Raw genomic sequence first — 21,084 nt, 5'->3', positions numbered from 1 at the left:
CGAGCGCAGCGAGGCGGGTGGGGGCGAGGCGCCCCGATCCATTCGCCCCCTCCGGTCCGCTTCGCGGCCCACCTCCCCTGCGGGGAGGTTTCGGATCAGAGCGCCTCGACGTAGCGCAGCAGGTTCTCGCGGCTGTCCTCGTCGAGCGCGGAGAAGGCGGCGCGGGCGCTCGCCGCTTCCCCGCCGTGGAGCGCGATCGCCGCGGCGACACCCTGTGCGCGTCCGTCGTGCAGCAGCCCCGCACCCTTGGCGATCGTGCGCGAGAGGCCGACGAGCGGGGCCGTGCGCCATTCGCCCGGCGCGATGCCGGGCTCGGTCGCGCCGCCGCCGAGCCCCTCGCCCATGTCGTGGACGAGGAGGTCGGTGAAGGCCCGCGCCGGACCGTTCGGCGTGGGAAGCGCGGGCACGTGGCAGGCGGCGCAGCCGGTCTCGGCGAAGAGCGCCTCGCCGATCGGGTCGGCCGCGGGCGCCGGCGGCGGCGGGATCGCTTCGAGATAGGCGCTCACCATGGCGACGATCTCGTCGGTGATCTCCGGGTGCGCCGCGTCGCCGCCATGGGGCGCGTGCGCGCAGGTCGGCGTCGGGCAATCGCCCTGCGGTGCCGGGCGATAGGTGGTCGAGAGCCCGAGATCGGTGGCGAAGGCGATGGCGACCATGCTCGCGAGGTCGGGCGCCTGCGCCTTCCAGCCGAAGCGCCCGACGAAGCGCCCGGAGATCCCGTCGCCGTCGGCGTCATGCGGGTCGGCGAGCGCGGCGAGAACCTCGTCGGGTACCGCGTCGAGGCGCCCGATGCCGCACAGGGACGGCGCGATCCGCCCGCCGACGCGGATGCCCGGCGCGAGCGGCCCGTGCTCCAGCGCGTGCGGGGCGGGGCCGGTCGCCCCGAGCCGCACGAGCCCCTCGGGCCGCAGCCCCGGGACCGCACCCGTCTGGATCTGCGCGCCGTAGACCGGGTCGGGCGCGCCCATTTCGTCGGAGAGGCGCAGCACGAGATCGTCGCCCTGCACGATCCCGGCCGCATCCGTCACGACGGGCGCGCGGTCGAGACCGGCATGGCAGGAGACGCAGGCGCGGGCGTTGAAGAGGGGGCCGAGCCCGTCGTTCGCCTTGGTGGAGGAGGGCGCCGGCACCCAGGCGCGCTCGAACAGGGCCTCGCCCAGGACCCGCGCCATGCGCCCGTCCTCGGCGGACGCGGCGCCGATCCCGGCCGCCGCGAGCGCGCCCGCGAGGTGGAGGGCGCTAGTCCGAAAGCAGCGCTTCGTAGCGTTCATCGGTGAGCGTCTTCAGGAAGGCGACGAGGGCGTCGATGCGCTGGTCGTCGAGGGCGGGGCCGTGCTCCAGCTCCTCCAGCGCCAGCGTCTCGGGGTGTGGCGGCGGGCCGAAGGGCTCGCCGGTCTCGGGGTTGATGCGCCGCGCCTGCGAGCGCGTGTTGTAGGTGTTGTAGAACAGGATGACGGTGCGCAGGTCGGCGAAGACGCCGTTGTGCATGTAGGGCCCCGTCACGGCGACGTTCCGGAGCGTCGGCGTGCGGTAGCGCCCCGCCTGCCCGGGATCGCCGGCGACCGCCGGGTTCTCGGCGAGCCCGGCATCGTCCGCCTCGAGCCCCGGATGCGCGGGCGTGCCGATATTGTGGTAGCGGTGGTCCGTGAAGGTCTCGCGCGGGTCGGAGAGCCCGCCGTCGCCCAGATGGCAGAGCGCGCAATTGGTGAATTGCTGCGAGAAGAACAGCACGCGCCCGAGCTCCTCCCAATCGTCGAGCTCGGCCTCGCCCGCGAGCCAGCGATCGTATTTCGAGGAATAGGGCGCGAAGGTCTCGGTGCGCTCGAAGGCGGCGATCGCCTCGCCGATCGCCCCGAAGCCGCGGGTCGGATCGTCGAGCACGCCGGGTGCGAAGAACGCGTCGAAGGCGGCCTCGTAGGCCGGATCGGCCCGCACGGCGGCGACGATCGCGGCCTCGTCCGCCATCATCATCTCGGCCTGGTCGAGCATGGGCCGGCCGGCCTGATCGGCGAGATCGACGGCGCGCCCGTCGTGGAACAGGCCGCCGCGATAGCCCTCCTCGTCGCGATGGAAGGCGGGCACCGCCTGCGCGTAGGTGAGCGTCGGCGCGTTGCGCCGCCCGTGCGCCACCCCGTCGCCGCCGAGCGAGACGGCGCCGTCGAGGGCGTCGTCCCGCGGATCTGCGAAGCCGGCCTGCGGGTCGTGGCACGTCGCGCACGCCATCGTTCCGTCCCGGGAGAGCCGCGGATCGAAGAACAGCGCCTCCCCCAAGGCCGCGGGTGAGGCGAACGCGATCGGCTCCGCCGCCTCGCCCCGCGCGACCAAGACCCCGCCGGCGACGACGAGGGCGCCCGCGAGGGCGGCGAGGAGGAGCGGGGTGGGGCGGAGGGCGGTTCTCATTGTCGATTCAGTGTGCCGCGATGCAGAGCGACCGCTCCGCTTGTAATGAGCGCACCGGCCTCGTCCGGCACGCCAGAACTCCCCTCTCCACGAGGGAGAGGGGAGACCGCCGGCGGCCTTCATCCCTCGGGCCCGCTTACTGCACGGCGCTCGGGTCGTCGAGGCTGTCGGAGCCCTCGACGGAGACGGTCAGGCCGAGATCGGCGACCAGCGTCTCCAGCGCGCGGGCCTGGGCGACGAGGCCCTCGACGCCGGCTTCCACGACGGCGTTGCCCTCGGAATTGCCGAGCGCCAGCATCTGGTCGTAGGCCTCCACGCCCGTATCCGCGCGCTCCTTCATGGCGGCGAGGCGGGCATGCGCCTCCTCCATCGCCGTCGCGACGGCTCCCGCCGCCTCGGGCGCCTGCGCCTGCGCGTAATCCGCGAGCGAGGGGCCCTCGACGACGCTGCCGTCGATGCGCTCGTAGCGGCCGCCGTAGAGCGCCTGCATGCCGACCTGATTGTAGTAGTGCGAGTTGTGCGTGTTGTCGGAGAAGCAATCGTGCTCCTCCTCCGGGTCGTGCAAGAGCACGCCGAGCTTCATGCGCTCGCCGGCGAGCTCGCCGTAGGAGAGCGAGCCGAGACCCGTGAGGATGGCGGAGAGGCCGCCCTCGGCGCCCTTCGCCACGATGTCGGCGCGCGCCTCGCCCTCGTCGGCCCAGGCCGCGACCATCTCCTCGAGATCCGAGATCAGGAGATCGGTGGCCGCCTCCAGATAGGCGCGGCGGCGCTCGCAGGCGCCGTTGGTGCAGGCCTCGCCGGTGGCGAAGTCGCTCGCCGGGCGCTCGCCCGCGCCGGCGTCGGTACCGTTGAGGTCCTGGCCCCACAGCAGGAACTCGATCGCGTGATAGCCGGTGGAGACGTTCGCCTCGACGCCGTCCGCCTCGTGGAGCGCGCGCAGCAGGTCCGCGTCGATGGTGGAGGCGTCGATGGTCTCGCGCCCGACTTGGATCGTTTCGTTGGCGATCACGTTCGCCGTATAGAGCGGGTTCTCGTCGGAGTCCTCGCCGTAGCTGTCCGTCGCGACGTAGTCGATGAGACCCTCGTCGAGGGGCCAGGCGTTCACGCGGCCCTCCCATTCGTCGACGATCGCGTTGCCGAAGCGCAGCCCCTCCGTCTGCTGGTAGGGCACGCGCGAGGCGAGCCAGGCCTCGCGGGCGGAAGCCAGCGTCTCGGCGCTCGGATCGGCGAGGAGCGCGTCCACCGCCGCGGAGAGATCCCGCGCGCTCGCGAGCGCGTCCTCGTACATGGCGTGCGCGATGTCGGAATAGGTCTCGACGACGGCCTCCGCCGCCGGCGCATCGGCCTGCGCCTGCGCTGTGAAGGCCGGGGCTGTGGCGAGGAGGCCGGCGAGGGCGGTGGTGGTGAGCACGGTGCGGGCGCGGGAGAGGCGGCGCATGGGGATCTCCTTGAGGCGGTCCAGTTTAGAGCGACTAAAAACAGCGTTGTTTTTCAGTCACTTAGCTAGCCGCATCGGATTTCCCGCGCAACCCCTGTGGTTTTCCCGAGCGTGGATCGGAACCGCTCCAGGCGGGCGCGTCAGCGCTCCACGATCACGTTGGAGCGCGGCTTCGAGCAGCACAGGAGCACCATGCCGGCGTCGATCTCGCGCTGGCGGATGCCCCCGGCATGCGCCATGTCGACGGTGCCGTCGCGCTTTCTCGTCTTGCAGGTCCCGCACAGGCCCTTGGTGCAGGACGCCGGCAGCCGCATGCCCGCGAGGCGCGCGGCGGCGAGGATCGTGGTGTTCTCGTCGCAGGGAATGGTGCGGCCGGACTTGGTGAAGGTGATCTCGTAGGTCTCGAGCGTCTCGTCCGGCGGCGGGGGCGCGGCCTGCTGCTCGCTCGGGGAGAGCTGGCCGAAATCGAAGCTCTCCTCGTGATAGCGGGCCATGTCGTGGCCCGAATGCTCGAGGAAATACCGCACGGCGCCCATGAAGGCTGGCGGGCCGCAGCAGAAGATCTCGCGCTCGCGGAAGTCGGAAGCGATGTTCGCCACGAGCTCGGGGGAGAAGCGCCCGCGATAGCCCGACCAGAAGCGCTCGCCCTCCACGCCCTCGACAACGTGGGCGACCTTCAGGTTCTGGCGGCGATGCGCCATCAGCTCCAGCTCGTGGCGGAACATGATGTCGCGCGGCGTGCGGGCGAAGTGGAGGTAGATCGTGTCGAGATCCTCGCCCACGTCGAAATCGCGTCGCACGTGGCTGATCAGCGGCGTCGCGCCCACCCCGCCCGAGACGAAGAGCCGCTTGGGGTTGGGGTGCGCCCAGGTGGAGAACTCGCCCATGGGCCCCACCGCGCGCACCACGTCGCCCACGCGCAGATGATCGTGCAGCCAGTTCGAGACGACGCCGCCGCTCGTGCGCTTGACCGTGATCGCCACGGTGTGCGGGCGCGTCGGCGAGGAGGCGATCGTGTAGGAGCGGTTCACCGATTCCCCGTTCACGGGGAAGTCGAAGGTGAGGAACTGGCCCGGCGCGAAGTTGAACTGCCGCGGCTCCGGCGAGACGAAGACGAAGGTCTTGACGTCGTGCGTCTCCTCGTAGACCGCCCGGCAGATCAGCCGGTCGTCCTCCTCGCAGTCCCACACCGGATAGAGCGCCTCGAGGGAGAGACCGTGTCGGGCCATGGCGTGCGGCTTTCCGTGGTCAGAGGGCGCGGGGCGCGGTCTCGGCCGAGGTGCTGGACAAGGCGCTGGAGAGGCGCTCGACGTACCAGGCGCAGAACTTCTCCACGAGGCCCTCGGTATAGGGCGAGTAGGGCCCCGGCACGTAGGCCGGGCTCGAGACGCCCTTCTGGCCGATGGCGACGAGCGCGGCGTCCTGCTCGTTGGTGTTGCGCCAGACCTCGGTGAGGTTGTCGACGTCGTAATCGACGCCCTCCACCGCGTCGCGGTGGACGAGCCAGCGGGTGCGCACCAGCGTGCGATCCGGCGAGAGCGGGATCGCGCTGAAGGTGACGGCGTGGTCCGCCATCAGGTGGTGCCAGGCATTGGGCTGCGTCCAGAACGAGAGCCCGCCGAGCCGCGGCTCGGAGAGCGAGCCCAGCAGGCGCTTGCAGGCGGACCGCGTGTCCATCGTCTGCGATTCGCCGGCGCGGTCGATGGCCAGGCGCTGGGTGCGGAAGCCCGTGGCGCAGCCGTGGAGGCGGTCGATCTCGGCGAAGGGCACGCCCTCGCGCGTCCACCGCGTCTCGAACTCGGCGCAGATGCGCTCGTAGGCCTCCATGGCGGCGGCACGATCCGTGTCCGCGTCGTCCGGGGCGAAGCCGAAGCCGTACTCGAACAGCGAGACCGTGAGCTCGGGATGGTTCGTCGCGCAGTGATAGCACTCGCGGTTGTTCTCCATCGTGAGCTTCCAGTTGCCTTCCTCGATCAGGTCGATGGAGGCGGCGACCTTCGTCTCGGCCAGCCGATGCGGCGCGAGATAGGGCGTCATCGCCTCCGCCAGCGCGTCGAAATCCGCCGGCGGCTCGTCGGCGAGGCAGATGTAGAGGAGCCCGGCGAGGCTGCGCACGTTGACGCGCTTCAGCGAGTGGCAGGTGCGATCGAAGCCCGCGCCCATATGCTCGGCGTGGATCAGCGAGCCGTCGAGCTCGTAGGTCCATTGATGGTAGGGGCACACGATCTTGCCGACGACGCCGGACGGCTCGGTGAGCATGCGCGCGCCGCGATGGCGGCAGACGTTGTGGAAGGCGGCGACGTTCATGTCGTCGTCGCGCACCACGATCACCGAGGTCGTGCCGATCTCGACGGTGACGTAGTCCCCCGCCTCCGGGATCTCGGCCTCCACCGCGACGAAGATCCAGTGCCGGTGGAAGATCAGCTTCATGTCGAGGTCGAAGACCTCGCGGCTCGTGTAGAAAGGGGCCTCCAGCGAACGGCCGGGCTCGCGCCTCGCCAGCAGCTCCTCGACCGAAACCGCGCCGTCTCGTGCCATCGCGCTCTCTCTCGACGCTCGCACCGCAACATCATGCCAGTCTGACGCCGCCGACGCATCATCCTTTCACGCCAGCGACGTCGAATGTCGCTTTCGCGCCATCGCGACACGAGCGGGGGTGCCGCGTCGTCGCACGTCCGTGCCACGCGTCGTCGGAGGCCGCGCGAGCTGCTACGCTCGACGATAATGAAGAGGAGAGGGCGCATGAAGACGAGCGACGAGGATCGTGATCCGCCGACAGACGGGAGCGCCAGCGTTTCCCAGGCCGTCAGCGGGAACACTCTGCTCGCGGAGCTGCTCTCCGGCATGAGCGCCGAGGACGTTTATCCGGAGACCGCCACCGGCTTCGCGGTCGGTGCGGAGGTACTCCCGGATCGAGACGAGCGCGAGGACGTCTGAGACTACGCACGTCGCTCGTGCGCCAATTCCCGTCGCACCGGGGCTGGCGCCCGCGGGCGGGCGGGGGCACTCTCCCCGCTCGAATCGACGACGAGCCGAGCCCGAGGGAGGCACAGCCATGAAGACGCGCGCCGCGGTCGCCTGGGAGGCGGGCAAGCCGCTGACCATCGAGACGATCGACATTTCCGGGCCGAAGGCGGGCGAGGTGCTCGTCGAGGTGATGGCGACGGGGGTCTGCCACACCGACGCCTACACCCTGTCCGGCATGGATTCCGAGGGCAAGTTCCCGGCGATCCTCGGCCACGAGGGCGCGGGCATCGTTCGCGAGGTGGGGCCCGGCGTGACGACGCTGAAGCCCGGCGACCACGTCATCCCGCTCTACACGCCGGAATGTCGCAACTGCAAGAGCTGCCTCTCGCAGCGCACCAACCTGTGCACGGCGATCCGCTCGACGCAAGGGCAGGGCGTCATGCCCGACGGCTCGAGCCGCTTCCGCTGCGACGACGCGACGGTCTTCCACTACATGGGCTGCTCGACCTTCGCGAACTTCACGGTGCTGCCGGAGATCGCGCTCGCCAAGGTTCGCGAGGACGCGCCCTTCGACAAGATCTGCTACATCGGCTGCGGCGTGACGACGGGCATCGGCGCGGTGATCTACACGGCGAAGGTCTGGCCGGGCGCCAACGTCGTCGTCTTCGGGCTCGGCGGCATCGGCCTCAACGTCATCCAGGGCGCGCGGATGGTGGGCGCCGACAAGATCATCGGCGTCGACATCAATCCGGGCAAGCGGGCCATGGCCGAGAAGTTCGGCATGACGGATTTCGTCAACCCGAGCGAGATCGGCACCGACAAGGTGGTCCAGGCGATCGTCGACCTCACGGGCGGGGGCGCGGACTTCTCCTTCGACGCCACCGGCAACGTCAACGTCATGCGTCAGGCGCTGGAATGCTGCCACCGCGGCTGGGGCGAATCGATCGTCATCGGCGTCGCCGAGGCCGGTCGCGAGATCGCGACGCGGCCCTTCCAGCTCGTCACCGGCCGCGTCTGGAAGGGCACGGCCTTCGGCGGGGCGAGGGGGCGCACCGACGTGCCGAAGATCGTCGACTGGTACATGGAGGGGAAGATCAACATCGACGATTTGATCACCCACACCATGCCGCTCGACGAGATCAACACCGCGTTCGACCTGATGCACGAAGGCAAGTCGATCCGCTCCGTCGTCATCTATTGAGGCGCGGGCCGGGCATGCGGCGGGCGCCGCCTCAGGCGGCGTCCTCCGTGCGGGCGGGGCCGGCCGTCGCTTCGGGCGCCGCGCGGGCGGCGAGCGCCGCGCCGACGCGGGCGTATTCCGCCTTGAGCGCCGCGACGTGCGCCTCGCCGCGCTCGGCGAGCTCCTCCTCCTCGATGCCGCGCATGCCGAGGCTGAGCTCGTAGATGCCGACCGCGCCGATGTTCGCGGCGCTGGAGCGCAGGGCGTGGACGTGGTCGCGGAAGGCCTCCGCGTCGCCCTCGGACACCGCCGCGTCGAGGGCGTCGAGGATGTCGACGGCATCCGTCAGGAAGGCGCCCGTCACCTCGTCCCGGAAGGAGATGCCGCCGAGCCGCTCCAGGTCGTCGAGGGTCTTCGTCGCGAGGACGGGGCGCTCGGGCGAGGCGGTCTCGGGCGAGGCGGTCTCGAGGGCCGCGACGTCGGCCGCGGCCGGCGTGTCGTCCGGCCCCGGAATGTGGATGAAGCCGCCGGCGGGCTCGGCGCGGGCGACCTCGGCGAGCACGGCGAAGAGGCGGGCGGGCTCGATCGGCTTCGTCACGCAGCCCACCATCCCCGCTTCCTCGCACAGGCGCCGCGCCTCCGGCGTGGCGTCGGCGGTGAGCGCGACGATGGGGCTGCGCCGTCCGGCGTCGGGCTGCGAGGCGCGGTAGAGCTTCGCCGCCAGGATGCCGTTCATCACCGGCATGTTGACGTCCATCAGCACGACGTCGAAGGGCTCGGCCAGCATGGCGTCGAGCGCGCTGCGCCCGTCCGCGACGATCGCGACGCGGTGGCCCTCCCGCTCAAGGATGCGGCAGACGACCTTCTGGTTGGTGACGTTGTCCTCCGCGACCAGCACCTCGAGCGCGCGCGCCGGCTTCACGAGCGGCTCGCTCGCCTGCGCGCGGCCGAGATCGAGGAGCCCGCCCGCGACGGCGGCGAGGCGAAGCGCCGAGGCGAGGTCCCGCTCGGCCGCCGCGCGGGGGAGGGCGCTCGCGAAATGGCGGCGCGTGCGCTCGTCGGCGGGCGCGTCCTCGGCGTGGAGGAGGATGCTCGCCGCCGGAATCGCGCCCCGTTCCGCGAGAGCCGACAGCGCCGCCTCCGGCGCGACGCCGAGCGCCTGCGGATCGAGGAGGAGGACGGCGCGCCCCGAGGCGGCGCGGATCGTCTCGGCCGCGTCCTCGATCCGGCTCGCGCCGACGGCGCGGGACCCGAGCGTGCACGCACGCTCGACGATCCGCGCGACGTCCGCCTCCCCGGCGAGCACCGCGACGGCGATCTCCGGCAGCGCGTCCATCTCGCCCGCGGCGTCGCGGTCCACCTCGGCGCGGAAGCCGAAGCGGAAGGTCGAGCCGACGCCGACCTCGCTCTCCAGCGCGATGGTACCGCCGTTGATCTCCACGAACTGCTTGGCGATTGCGAGGCCGAGCCCCGTGCCGCCGTAGCGGTTGATGATGCTCTCGTCGGCCTGGGTGAAGCTCTCGAAGATGCGCGCCTTGGCGTCCGGCGCGATGCCGATGCCGGTGTCGGCCACCGCGAGGCGCAGCATGACCTCGCCGCTCTCGCCGCGCTCGCCGCCGCAGATCACGGCGACGTGCCCGGCTTCCGTGAACTTCACCGCATTGCCGAGGAGGTTGAGGAGCACCTCCTCCAGGTGCTTGCGGTTTCCGCGCAGGCGATGGGGCGTGCGCGCGTCGACGTGCAGCGTCAGCGCCAGGCCCTTGGCCCGCGCCTGCGCGCGCACGAGCCCCGTCGTCTCCTGCAGGAGCGCGTGCAGATCGAAGGCGACGATGTCGGCGGGCATCAGCCCCGCCTCGAGGCGGGAGAAGTCGAGGATGTCGTTGATGTGGTCGAGCAGCACGCGGCCGGCGGCGTTGATGGTGCGCGTCATCTCGCGCTGCTCGGGGTCGAGCTTCGTGTCCTCGAGGAAGCCCGACATGCCGATGATGGCGTTGAGCGGCGTGCGCAGCTCGTGGCTGACGCTCGCGAGGAAGAGGCTCTTCTGGCGAGACGCGTTCTCCGCCTCCTGCTTGGCGCGCGAGAGCTTGCGGATCAGCGAGGCGGCGTAGAGCGGCAGGATCACGAGCCCGAGCGCGAGGCCCGCCGCGAGCTTGGGGTGATCGCCCCAGTAATTGTCCTGGGCGATGACGAGGGCGAAGCCCGCGACGCCGAGCCCCATCGCGGCGTAGAGGTAGCGCACGCCGAAGCGGAAGCCGTTGCCGAAGATCACCCACAGATAGATCGGGTAGAGGATCGCCGTCGTCTGCCCGCCTACCGCGAGGCCGTAGGAGAGGGCGCCGAGATCGAGCATCATCGCCGCGATGCGCCGCGGCGGGCAGGCACCGCGCACGACGAGGATGTGGGCGAGGAAGCCGAGCCCGGCGAGCCAGTAGAGCGTCACCACGAGGAGCGGCTGCTCCACGCCCTCCACGCCGAAGAAGGCGCAGACCAGGAGATAGACGAGGATGAGGCCGCCGATGACGAGGCGGTTCATCACCATCTCGTGCTCGCGATCGGGCCTGTCGCGGAAGGCCTGGAAGCGCGACAGCCGGTTCTCGGCGGCGCCCAGCGCGTGCGCCGCGAGGGAGGGGCGCTTCTCGCTCATGCGGAGAGCTTCATCGTGGCGTTCTCGCGCACGAGCGCGACGAACTCGGCGGCGGGCAGGGGCTTGGCGAAGAGATAGCCTTGGGCCTCCTCGCAGCCCTCGGCGCGCAGGAGGCGCACCTGGTCCTGGCTGTCGACGCCCTCGGCCACGGTCTCGATGCCGAGCGAATGGCCGAGATTGATGATGGCGCGCACGATCGCCGCGTCGTTGGGATCGCTCTTCATGTTGCGCACGAAGCCCTGGTCGATCTTGAGCCGGTCGACGGGGAACTTCTTCACGTAGGCGAGGGAGGAATAGCCCGTGCCGAAATCGTCGATGGAGAAGGTGACCCCGAGCTTGCGCAGCTCGGTCAGCTCCGCCGCCACCGCCTCGGCGTTCTGCATCAGGATCGTCTCGGTGATCTCGAGGTCGAGGAGCTCGGGCTCCAGCGTCGATTCGCGCAGGACGTCGACGACGAGGTCGCGCATGGCGAGCTTGCGGAACTGGATCGGCGAGAGGTTCACGCCCACCCGCAGCCGCGGCAGGCCCATGCGCTGCCAGGACTTCGCCTCCCGGCAGGCCTCGCGCATCACCCATTCGTTGATGGGGATGATGATCCCCGTCTCCTCCGCGAAGGGCAGGAAGTCGAGGGGGCGCACGAGGCCGCGCTTGGGGTGGCGCCAGCGCACCAGCGCCTCCGCGCCGACGATGCGGCCGGAGCGCAGGTCGATCTGCGGCTGGTAATGCAGCTCGAACTCCCGGTTGGCGATGGCGCGCCGCAGGTCGGTCTCGAGCGTGATGCCCTCGCGCGCCGCGGTGACCATGTCCGCGGAGAAGAAGCGCAGCGCGTTGCGCTCCTCGGCTTTCGCCCGGTACATGGCGATGTCGGCGTTCTTGATCAGCTCGTCGGTATCCTCCCCGTCGCCGGGATACAGCACGACGCCGAGGCTCGCGCCCACCACGATGTCCTCGCCCGCGATGCGGAAGGGCTCGCCGATGGCGCTGATCAGGCGCTTGGCGAAGTCGCGCGCCTCGTCGGCATTGCGCACGTCGCTCTGCAGCACGGCGTACTCGTCCCCGCCGAGCCGCGCCACCGTGTCGGTCTCGCGCACGATGTGGCGCAGGCGATCGGCGACGATGCGCAGGAGCTCGTCGCCGCGATGGTGGCCGAGCGCGTCGTTGACGCTCTTGAAGCGGTCGAGATCGACGAGATGCAGCGCCATGAAGCGCTCGCCGCGCCGTGCGCGGGCGATCTCGCGGCGCATGCGGTCCTGCAGCAGCGTGCGGTTCGCGAGCCCCGTCAGCGCGTCGTGATGGGCGAGGTGGACGAGGTGGCTCTCGGCGACCTTGCGGTCGGTGATGTCGAGCGCCGTCGTCAGCACCGCGATCACCCGGCCGGCGGCGTCGGAGAGAGGCGACTTCGTCACCACGAAGGCGCGGCGGATGCCCTCGCGGTCGCTCACCTCCTCCTCGTAGCTCGGCAGCGCGCGGGCGGAGCGGAAGACGAGCTGGTCGAGGGCGAGGCTGCGCTGGGCGCGCTCGGGCCCGATCAGCTCCGCCGCGGGCCGGCCGATGGCGGCGGCCTGGTCGAGCCCCGCGAAATCCGCCATGTGGGCGTTGAGGAAGATGCAGGCGCCCTCGCGATCGTGCGCGCTGATCAGCGCCGGCACCGTGTCGATCACCTGGGCGAGGCGCTGGCGGCTGTCGCGCAGGAGCGCCTCGCGGGAGCGCTCGCTGTCCTCGAGCTCGCGCTCGAGGGAGACCGCCTTGCTCTTGATGATCAGCCCCTGGCGGCGCATGCGCAGGAGGTTTCGCGCGCGGGTGAGGAACTCGGCGTGGTCGACGGGCGAGAGCAGGAAGTCGGTCGCCCCCGCCTCCAGCGCCTCGAGCCGGAAGGAGCGCTCCTCGTAGACCGTGATGGCGATGACGGGCACGTCCTCGCAGCCGGCGAGCTGGCGGAAGCGGCGGGTGAACTCGGCACCCGTCATGGTGGGCATCTTGAAGTCGGTGATGACGAGATCGGGCGTGCGCGTCGCCAGGAAGGAGAGGGCCTCCGTCGGATCCCCGAACGCCTCCACCTCGACGTCCTCGGCGATGGACGCCGCGAGACGCGAGAAGATGTTCCGGTTCGTGATCCGGTCGTCGAGGATGATGATCAGAGGCATGCGCGCGCCACCGTTCCCGTGTTCGAAGCCGGTCTCGAAGGCCGGATCGTGCTCGCGGAGCCTACGGACGAACTCTAAAAGAACAATCAACGAAGGACGAAGCTCTCGACCGAGCGTGATAACGGCGTACGCAGCGTTCCAAAGATCGATTGCAAGCAAGTGATCGAGCTAATTCTTGTGCGCTTCGAGCGAATAGAAATTAATCCACCTGAAATGGCATGGCTCTCGAAGGCGTAGCGTATGTCGGCTCGCGCAAACGCGCGCGGTTTCGGTCCCGCGACAGTGCCCGAGCACTTGGCCGAGATGACGGGATTGCTTCACCCCGAGTTGCAAACCTTGGGACAACTGGTGCGATTGGTCGCTGTGGCGATCCCTCACGCCGAATGGGCGAGCGTCGGCGCCGCAGCGTCCTTCACCGTTTCGTCTTCGCCGAGGGCCGTCCGAGGCGCCCGCGGCGGCGGCTCGTCGACGTCCGGCTCGTCAGGCTCCTCGTCGGCCGCGTCGAGACCGCGGGCGTCGGCGCCGGTGGCCTCGGCGAGGTTGCGGGCGACCTTGCGCAGGAGCTTGCGCAGGCGCTTGCGGTCCTTGCCGTCGAAGTCGCCGAGGAGCTCGCTCTCGACATCGTCCCACAAAGCGGCGATGGCCTCGGCCTTGGCCGCGCCTTCGGCCGTGAGGCCCACGCGCACGACGCGGGCGTCGTCCGGCTCGGCCCGGCGCTCGACGAGCCCGAGCGCCGCGAGCCGCGAGACCGTCTTCGAGGCGGTGGGCGGGCGCACGCGCAGGATGGACGCGAGCTCGCCCATGGTCATCTGGCCCTCGGCGGCCAGAGCCTGGACCACCTGCTCCTGGCCGGCGAAGAGGCCGAGCTCGGCGAGCCGGTCGCCCATGCGCGAGCGATGCAGGCGCGCCGCCTGGACCAGCGCCCAGCCGACGCTCTTCGATCCCGGATGCTTGGATTTGCCGCTCATGGCCGTCCGTCCGCCCTGTTCTCGGTTCCACCCCGTTCTCGGCACCTATGTCCGGGAAAGGCATGAAACCTGGATGACAGCCGCCGAAATAAATCGCCGCGCCAGCATCCGGCGCACCGATCATGCGCCGACGCCGGCCTGCCCGTCGAGCCAGGAGGCGAGGGCGTCCGCCTCGAGCTCGGGTGCGAGGAGCGGGCCCTGCGCCGCCCGGCAGCCTTCCGCGCGGGCGCGGGCACGCTCCTCCTCCGTCGTGATCCCCTCGACGAGGGTGTCGCAGCCGAGCGCACGGACGAGGCCGACGACGGCGGAGAAGAGGGCGGCGCCCCGCGCATCGGCGAGGGCGGCGGCGAGGAGGGAGCGATCGATGCGGGCGCAGTCCACCGGCAGCCCAGCGAGGCTCGCCAGCGCCGAGCGGCCCGCGCCGAAATGCGTGACGGCGACGCGCACGCCGCGCGCGCGCAGCTCGCCGAGCACGACGCCGATGGCCGGAACGTCGAGCGCGGCCTCCGGCACGCCGACGACGAGCGCATCGGGCGCGATGCGGTTGCGGTCGAGCGCGGAGAGAATGGCGGCGGCGAAGCTGCGCCGCTCGAGCAGCGCCGGCTCCACCGCGATGGCGAGATGGCCGATGCGGCCCGCCGCGATCTCCGGGCGCACGGTGCGCATGGCGTTCTCGAGATGGGCGACGGTGAGCGCGAAGATCTGCCCGGCTTCCACGGCTGCGGGGAGGAAGAGATCGGCCGGCACCTCGCCGTAGGCGCGGCTCGTCCAGCGCGGCAGCGCCTCGACGCCCAGCGGCCGGCCGTCGTCGAGAGCGAGTATGGGCGCGAAGGCGCAGCGGAACTCGCCCCGCGCCAGCGCCGGGGCTATCTCGAGCTCGAGCTCGGCGGCGCTCGGCGCCTCGCGGGTCGGCGGGCGCTCCAGCAGGACCCAGCGCCCGCGCCGCTCCTTCGCCGCCTCGCGCTCGGCGAGGACGGCGGTGGTGACGAGGACGTCCAGCGCGCAGCCCGGATGCGCGGCGATGCCGGCGTGCACGGTGAGCGGGATCTCGCGGTCGCCCGAGGCGAGGGGCGTGCGGAAGGCGTCGAGGATCGCCGTGCCGAGCCGCCGCAGGTCGTCCGGCCCGTCCCGGCGCACGATGAGGAGGAAGCTCTCCTCGCCGTAGCGGGCCACCACCTCGCCCTTGCGCACGAGCTCCTGCAGGCGTCGCGCGGTCTCGACGAGCGCCTCCTCCCCAGCCTTCGCGCCGAAGCGCTCGACGAGGGCCGTGAAGCGCGCGACGCCGACGACCACCGCGCCGACGAGCTGGCTCTCCGCCGCGGCGACCATGCGGCGCAGACGCGCCTCCGCCACCTCCCGCCGCAGCAGGCCCGTGAGGGCGTCGAAATTGCGCGCCCAGTTGAGCCGCTCCTCCGAGATCCGCAGGAGCGCGGCGATGACCGCGCGGCGCAGCCGCAGCGCGACCTCCGCGTCCGCGGCGTCGAAGCGCGTGCTCGTGCCGTCCACTTCCTCCAGGAAGGTCGCGAAGGAGCGGCGCGGGCCGAGCTCGCCGGTGCGCGGATCGATGTGGACCGGCCGGTTGGGGTCTCCGCCCCAGGAGATCGTGCGGCGGCGCTCGGGACGGAACCACACGACGCCGTCGCCCGGGCGGCCTGGCAGGAAGATCGCCGCCGCGCCGGCGGCGCTCTCGGCGTGGGCGGCGAGCGCGCGGTCGCGGGTGCGCAGCTCCGCGCTCGCACAATAGCCCGCGCCCTCCTCGGCGAGGCGCGCGAGGATCGTGCGGCAGGCGGGCTCCGGCGGCGTCGTGCCGAAGCGCAGGCTCGCCCCGCCGATGCGGATGTAGCAGCCGCCCGCGCCCATCGCCTCGTTCAGCCGATCGGCCACGGTGCCGAGCCCCGTCCCGATGGCGTCCGCCTCCGCGAGCTCGCGCTCGACGGCGCGAATGGCGGCGGTGCGCGAGGCGACGACCGCCTCCCGATCGGCCCCCGTGCGCACGTCGACGAGCGCGGAGAGGGCCTGGCCGACGACGTCGCACAGGCCGCGCATGGTGCAGTCCACGTCCCGCCGACGCCCGTGGTGGAAGACGAGCATGCCCCAGAGCGCGTCGTCGACGATGAGCGAGACGGCGAGCGTCGCCTTCACGCCCATGTTGCGCAGGTAGGCGACGTGATAGGGCGAGACCGCGCGGACGACGGAATGCGTCAGGTCGAGATCGGCGGGATCGTGCCCCGGCGCGCCGACGAGAGCCGCCGGCACCGCGTCGATGTCGGGGATGTGACGCACGCGCTGGAGCAGGTACATCCGCCTCGCCTGCGAGGGGATGTCGCTCGCAGGGTAATGCAGGCCGAGATAGGGCTCCAGGTCCGCGCGCCGGCTCTCGGCGACGACGGCGCCGTGGTCGTCCTCGTCGAAGCGGTAGACCATCGCGCGATCGAAGCCGGTCAGCGCGCGCGCCTCGTCCGCCGCGCGGGCGAGCATCGTGTCTAGGTCGGGCGCCTCGCGCAGGCGCTGGATCAGGCGCTGTGCGTCCGAGATCGCCTGGGCCGCATCCGCCGGCTCCGCGGGGGCGAGGCATTCGACGACGAGATGACGGCCCGAGCGGTGGGCGACGGCATCGAAGGTCGCGGCGTCGTCGCGCACGCGCACGCGAGTGAAGTTCGTCGGCGCATAGCGCTCCGTGTCCATCAGGGAGTCGATGCGCGCGCAGGAGGCCTCGCACAGCACCTCCGAGAGGGGGCGCCCGACGAGGTCGCTCGCCGCCCGCCCGAGAAAGGCGACCACGTTGGCGCTGGCGAACGCGACGCGTTTCTCCTCCCCTTCCACCGCGACGAGGAAGCCGAACGGCTGCACGGCGCCGGGCCGGGTGATCGGCTCGGCCTCGCAGACGGATTTCGGGTCGGGCGAGAGCTGGGAGAGGACTGTCATCATGCCTCGGTCGTGAGCGGTACGTGGACGGATCGCATGGCGGCGGCGGGCTCGGCGGCGGGCTCGGGGGAGAGCATGGGATGGAGGATCGGGGAGAGCAGGGAGACGAGGGCGCCCGCATGGTCGAAGGCGCGGAGCGCCCCCTCCAGCGCGGCGGCGCGCGCGGCGTCGTCGGCGGCCTCGCCCCATCGATCGAGGGCGTCGCGGAAGGCCGGCCAGCGCTCCTCGAGCGTGCGGCTCACGGCGCAGAAGCCGGCCCAGCCCGGTGCCGTCGCGTCGCGCCAGAGCGTCGCGAGCGCCGCGCCGCCCAGCGCCGACCCGCAGACCGCGTAGGCGGCGCCGACGATCTCGGCCTCGTCGTCGAGCCGCGGAGCGGGGAGACGGGGCGACGTGGTGGAACGGGAATGCGCCGCGCCGGCGGCGGCGACGAAGAGGGCGATCTCGGTGGCGAAGAGCCCGGGCACGAGCCGGGGGACGGCCGTGCCGAGCCAGGCGACCAGGCTGCCGTTCAGCGCGACGAGGAGGGTGGGGCCGGCCGTCGCGGCGTCCTCTCCGAGCTCCTTGGCGGCTTCCTTGACCGCGCGCACGAAGACGCGTTCGGCTGCCGCGTGCGCGGTCTTCGTCTCTTGTCGCAGCACGGACGAGAGACGGTCTCTGGGTCGGGTCCGCATCGCGGCATCCATGGCTAGGCACGAGGTGGCCGTGCGCGAAATCTTTCGCACGGCGCATTCGGCGCTAACCTATATTAGAAATGAATGCCTTTTTAGCGGGGTGGAATACCTATGCGGCATGTCGCACGTGTGTGGATTGTGCACCGAAATGTCGGCGCGAGACACGACGCACCCGGGCGCGCGCTGCCTCAATCGTAGCGCAGCGCGCCCGCCTTGCCCTTGAAGATCCAGTAGGAGAGCGCCGTGTAGCCGCCGATCATCGGCAGGACCACGCAGGCGCCCACGAACATGATCAGCAGGGACGCGTCCGAGGCCGCCGCCTCCCAGATCGTCATGCGCTCGGGCACGACGTAGGGGAAGAACGAATAGGCCAGCCCGTAGAAGCCGAGCGCGAACAGCGCGATCGCGCCCGCGAGCGGCACCCAGGCGAAGCGGTCGGTGCGCGTCGGCAGCGCCTTCAGGGCGAGATGGAGCGCCACGAAGATCGCGGCCGCGGTGGCCGGCAGCGGCGCGAGGAGCACGAGGTAGGGCAGCTCGAACCACTTGGCGAAGATGCGCTCGCTCATCAGCGGCGTCACGACGGACACGGCCACGAAGCCCAGCGCCACGAGCCACAGCGTGCCCTGCGCCCAGCGTACGGCCCGGCGCTGGAGCTCGCCCTCGCCCTTCAGGATCAGCCAGGACGCGCCGATGAAGGCGTAGCCCGCCACCAGCGAGACCGCGGTCAGGACGGAGAAGGCGACGTTCGCGGCATTGCGCTCGAAGCCGGTGATGTAGAGGCCGAGCATGTAGCCCTGCGCGAGCGCCGCGATCAGCGAGCCCGCGAAGAAGGCGCGGTCCCACCAGGCGCGATGCCCGTCCACCGCCTTCGCCCGGAAGTCGAAGGCGACGCCGCGCAGGATGAGGCCCACCAGCATCACCGTCACCGGCAGGTAGAGCGCGCCGAGCACGACGCCCTGCGCGAAGGGGAAGGCGACGAGCAGCAGGCCCACCGCCAGCACGAGCCAGGTCTCGTTGGCGTCCCAGAACGGGCCGATCGAGGCGATCATCCGATCCTTGTGGCTGCCGGTGGCACCCGTGAGGATGCCCACCCCGAGATCGTAGCCGTCGAGGATGACGTAGAGGAGGATCGAGAGCCCGAGCAGGCCCGCGAAGGCGACGGGGAGCCAGGATTGGCCACCCAGTGCTTGGGCTTGGAGTGCGAGGTCCATCGTCGGGGGCTTTCGGGTCAGGCGGAGGGGGATGCGGCGAGGCGCTCGCCGCCCTCGCTGATGGGAGCCGAGGCGGGGGCCGATGCGGACTTGCCGCCGGCCTTGCGGGCGAGATGGAAGAGCGTGCCGACATAGGCCGCGATCAGCACCGCGTAGATCGCGAGGTACATGGCGAGCGTCGTCCAGACCATGCCGGCGCCGGCGGTCCTGGTCACGGCGTCCGCCGTGGTGAGGACGCCCGTCACGAGCCAGGGCTGGCGGCCGATCTCGGTGACGTACCAGCCCGCGATGGTCGCGACCCAGCCCGAGAAGGTCATGCCGACGAGGACCCAGGCGAGGACGGTGCCGGGCTCGCCCCTCTTCCACAGCCGCCAGGAGACGGCCCAGGACACGGCGAGCATCAGCATGCCGACGCCCACCATGATGCGAAAGCCCCAGAAGACCGGTGCTACGGGGGGATGCTTCACCGTGCCGTCCTCGAGCACGAAGTCGTTCAGGCCCGGAACGACGCCCGCGGGATCGTGCTTGAGGATCAGGCTCGCGCCGTTGGGGATCGCGATCTCGAAGCGGTTCTCGCGCGCCGCCTCGTCGGGCAGGGCGAAGAGGACGAGGGGGACGTTGCCGCGGGTCTCCCAGTTGCCCTCCATGGCCGCGACCTTGGCGGGCTGGTGCTCGAGCGTGTTGAGCCCGTGCATGTCGCCGGCGAGGATCTGCAGCGGGATCAGGCCCGCCGCCAGGAACACGCCGGTGCGCAGGCCCGCGCGCACGCCGCCGGAGCGGTCGCCCCGCAGCCAGCGATAGGCGGACAGCCCGGCCACCAGGAAGGCGGCGGTGAGCCCCGAGGCGAGCAGCATGTGCACGAGCCGGTAGGGCATGGACGGGTTGAAGACGATGGCCCACCAGTCGGTGGCGTGCACGACGCCGTCGATCACCTCGTAGCCCGCGGGCGTGTGCATCCACGAGTTCAAGACGAGGATCCAGAAGGCCGACATCGTCGTGCCGAAGGCGACGAGCACGGTGGCGAGCGTGTGCAGCCAGTTCGGCACCTTGCGGAAGCCGAACAGCATGATGCCGAGGAAGGTCGCCTCCAGGAAGAACGCCGTGAGGATCTCGTAGGCGAGGAGCGGCCCCGCGACGTTGCCAACCGTCTCCATGAAGCCCGGCCAGTTGGTGCCGAACTGGAAGGACATGGTGATGCCCGAGACGACGCCGAGCGCGAAGGAGAGCGCGAACACCTTCACGAAGAAGCGGTAGGCGTCCATCCAGCTCTCGTCGCCGGTGGCGTTGAAGCGCAGCTTGAAGAACAGGAGCACCCACCCGAGCGCGATCGTGATCGTCGGGAACAGGATGTGGAAGGTGATGTTCGCGCCGAACTGGATGCGGGAGAGGAGAAAGGCGTCCATCATCGGGGGATCTCGGGGGTTCGGGGTCGTTCGGTTCCGGAAGCGTCGGGATCAGCTCTCGGAGGGCGCGTCGTCGGCCTCCGGTTTCTTCTTGCGCGGCGACATGAAGTTCAGCCGGTCGGCGGCTTCCAGCACGCGCGTGATGCGCGAGCCGAGCTTCATGAGCTGCACGAGCCGCTCGGTCTCGATGCGGCGGATGTCGTCGTACCAATCCGACATCATGTCCATGAGGTCGTGCATCTCGCGCATGCGCTCCTGCGCGTGGCGCTCGAGCTCGCTCTCGGGGCGCGCCATCAGCGCCTCGCGCAGCATGGAGAGGGTGGGGTCGATCTCGCGCTTCTTGCGCTCCTCGACGAGGGTGCGCACGATCTGCCAGATGTCCTCGGGCGCGGAATAATAGTCGCGCCGGTCGTTGGGCTTGTGCTGCAGGCGCACGAGGTTCCAGGCCTGCAGCTCCTTGAGGCCCATGGACACGTTCGAGCGCGAGACGCCGAGCGCCTCGACGATCTCGTCGGCGTTGAGCGGCTGGGGCGAGACGAAGAGCACCGCGTAGATCTGGCCCACCGTGCGGTTCACGCCCCAGCGCCCGCCCATCTCGCCGAAATGGAGCACGAAGGTCTGGACGAGCGGGGGAAGGTTCATCGCGGGATCTCCACCGAAAGCCGGTGATTTCCGAACTTTCAGATTTTTCTGAAATATCGGAAGAACTAGGAGGATATCCATGCGACGGGACGTCGCGAAGGCGCTCGGAAGGCGCTTTCGGTGAACGGATTCCCAATGTCCAGAAACCACGGGAGGTCCCACGTGCCATGGACGGCATCAGCCGCGCGCCCTGTTTTCACGCCCCACACCCCCGGCCCCTCTCCACGAGGGAGAGGGGAGGACGTCGCGTGTGCCCGTTTGCGCGCGCCCCTTCCTGTGCGCGACGAGAACGATGCGCCGACGCCGATGAAGGGCACGCGGGTCTCCCCTCTCCCTCGTGGAGAGGGGCGGGGGTGTGGGGCGTCGAGGGCTCTCGGGACAGGTGGTGGTCGTGTCCCCGATGGTGGTGTAGCTCGACGGGAGCGGAGCCGTCCGGCCGCGCGCCCTCCATAGCGCCGTAGCGGACGGACGGCTTCGCGGGTGGTCATCGA

15 protein-coding genes are annotated in these 21,084 nt (G+C 71.0%); 2 read left to right on the top strand and 13 right to left on the bottom strand.

Annotated features, from left to right (window positions below; all coding sequences use genetic code 11):
• Positions 1-95 precede the first annotated feature (95 nt).
• The 5 genes from IEX89_RS21080 to IEX89_RS21060 all read right to left on the bottom strand — a co-directional run bounded on the left by IEX89_RS21080 (position 96) and on the right by IEX89_RS21060 (position 6,376).
• The gene (locus IEX89_RS21080) at positions 96-1,271 is read right to left on the bottom strand and encodes a di-heme oxidoredictase family protein (protein WP_188915255.1); all 1,176 of its coding nucleotides are present in this window, start codon (positions 1,269-1,271) and stop codon (positions 96-98) included.
• Positions 1,240-2,400, bottom strand: coding sequence for a cytochrome-c peroxidase (locus IEX89_RS21075; RefSeq protein WP_188915254.1), 1,161 nt, complete (start codon positions 2,398-2,400; stop codon positions 1,240-1,242). Before IEX89_RS21075 ends, IEX89_RS21080 begins: the two co-directional genes overlap by 32 nt.
• Positions 2,401-2,536: 136 nt before the next feature.
• The gene (locus tag IEX89_RS21070; RefSeq protein ID WP_188915253.1) at positions 2,537-3,838 is read right to left on the bottom strand and encodes an imelysin family protein; all 1,302 of its coding nucleotides are present in this window, start codon (positions 3,836-3,838) and stop codon (positions 2,537-2,539) included.
• A gap of 140 nt (positions 3,839-3,978) precedes the next feature.
• Positions 3,979-5,067 carry an FAD-binding oxidoreductase gene (locus IEX89_RS21065; RefSeq protein ID WP_188915252.1) on the bottom strand — a complete coding sequence of 363 codons (1,089 nt, stop codon included), beginning with the start codon at positions 5,065-5,067 and terminating at the stop codon, positions 3,979-3,981.
• Positions 5,068-5,086: 19 nt separating this feature from the next.
• A complete protein-coding gene (locus tag IEX89_RS21060) occupies positions 5,087-6,376 on the bottom strand; it encodes an aromatic ring-hydroxylating oxygenase subunit alpha (protein ID WP_188915251.1) in 1,290 nt (429 codons plus the stop codon).
• A 204-nt stretch (positions 6,377-6,580) separates the two neighbouring features.
• On the opposite strand from IEX89_RS21060, the gene IEX89_RS21055 reads away from it, so the two are divergent.
• Both IEX89_RS21055 and IEX89_RS21050 read left to right on the top strand, forming a co-directional pair.
• The gene (locus tag IEX89_RS21055; RefSeq protein WP_188915250.1) at positions 6,581-6,775 is read left to right on the top strand and encodes a hypothetical protein; all 195 of its coding nucleotides are present in this window, start codon (positions 6,581-6,583) and stop codon (positions 6,773-6,775) included.
• 118 nt (positions 6,776-6,893) lie between these two features.
• Positions 6,894-8,006, top strand: a complete 1,113-nt coding sequence (locus IEX89_RS21050) for an S-(hydroxymethyl)glutathione dehydrogenase/class III alcohol dehydrogenase (RefSeq protein WP_188915249.1) — start codon at positions 6,894-6,896, stop codon at positions 8,004-8,006.
• Positions 8,007-8,037: 31 nt separating this feature from the next.
• On the opposite strand, the gene IEX89_RS21045 is transcribed toward IEX89_RS21050, so the two are convergent.
• The 8 genes from IEX89_RS21045 to IEX89_RS21010 form a co-directional block, all read right to left on the bottom strand.
• On the bottom strand, positions 8,038-10,629 hold the full coding sequence (locus tag IEX89_RS21045) for an ATP-binding protein (RefSeq protein ID WP_188915248.1): 2,592 nt from the start codon (positions 10,627-10,629) through the stop codon (positions 8,038-8,040).
• Positions 10,626-12,773: a GGDEF/EAL domain-containing response regulator gene (locus IEX89_RS21040; RefSeq protein WP_188915247.1), complete on the bottom strand. Its 2,148-nt coding sequence runs from the start codon at positions 12,771-12,773 to the stop codon at positions 10,626-10,628. Before IEX89_RS21040 ends, IEX89_RS21045 begins: the two co-directional genes overlap by 4 nt.
• Before the next feature lie 374 nt (positions 12,774-13,147).
• Positions 13,148-13,741 (bottom strand): MarR family winged helix-turn-helix transcriptional regulator, encoded by a 594-nt coding sequence (locus tag IEX89_RS21035; protein WP_188915246.1) that lies wholly within the window; start codon positions 13,739-13,741, stop codon positions 13,148-13,150.
• A gap of 120 nt (positions 13,742-13,861) precedes the next feature.
• Positions 13,862-16,669, bottom strand: coding sequence for a bifunctional diguanylate cyclase/phosphodiesterase (locus tag IEX89_RS21030; RefSeq protein ID WP_188915245.1), 2,808 nt, complete (start codon positions 16,667-16,669; stop codon positions 13,862-13,864).
• Positions 16,666-17,304: a heme oxygenase-like domain-containing protein gene (locus tag IEX89_RS21025; RefSeq protein ID WP_188915244.1), complete on the bottom strand. Its 639-nt coding sequence runs from the start codon at positions 17,302-17,304 to the stop codon at positions 16,666-16,668. The genes IEX89_RS21030 and IEX89_RS21025 overlap by 4 nt, the downstream gene beginning before the upstream one ends.
• A 221-nt stretch (positions 17,305-17,525) precedes the next feature.
• Positions 17,526-18,548, bottom strand: a complete 1,023-nt coding sequence (locus IEX89_RS21020; protein ID WP_188915243.1) for a cytochrome d ubiquinol oxidase subunit II — start codon at positions 18,546-18,548, stop codon at positions 17,526-17,528.
• Positions 18,549-18,565: 17 nt separating this feature from the next.
• Entirely contained in the window at positions 18,566-19,951 is a 1,386-nt protein-coding gene (locus IEX89_RS21015) for a cytochrome ubiquinol oxidase subunit I (protein ID WP_188915380.1), read from the bottom strand.
• A gap of 51 nt (positions 19,952-20,002) precedes the next feature.
• Positions 20,003-20,593 (bottom strand): GbsR/MarR family transcriptional regulator, encoded by a 591-nt coding sequence (locus IEX89_RS21010; RefSeq protein WP_188915242.1) that lies wholly within the window; start codon positions 20,591-20,593, stop codon positions 20,003-20,005.
• Positions 20,594-21,084 lie beyond the last annotated feature (491 nt).

The sequence above is a fragment of the Salinarimonas ramus genome, assembly GCF_014645695.1.
Taxonomy (GTDB): Bacteria; Pseudomonadota; Alphaproteobacteria; order Rhizobiales; family Beijerinckiaceae; genus Salinarimonas; species Salinarimonas ramus.
This window is presented reverse-complemented; position numbering and strand designations above follow the sequence as displayed.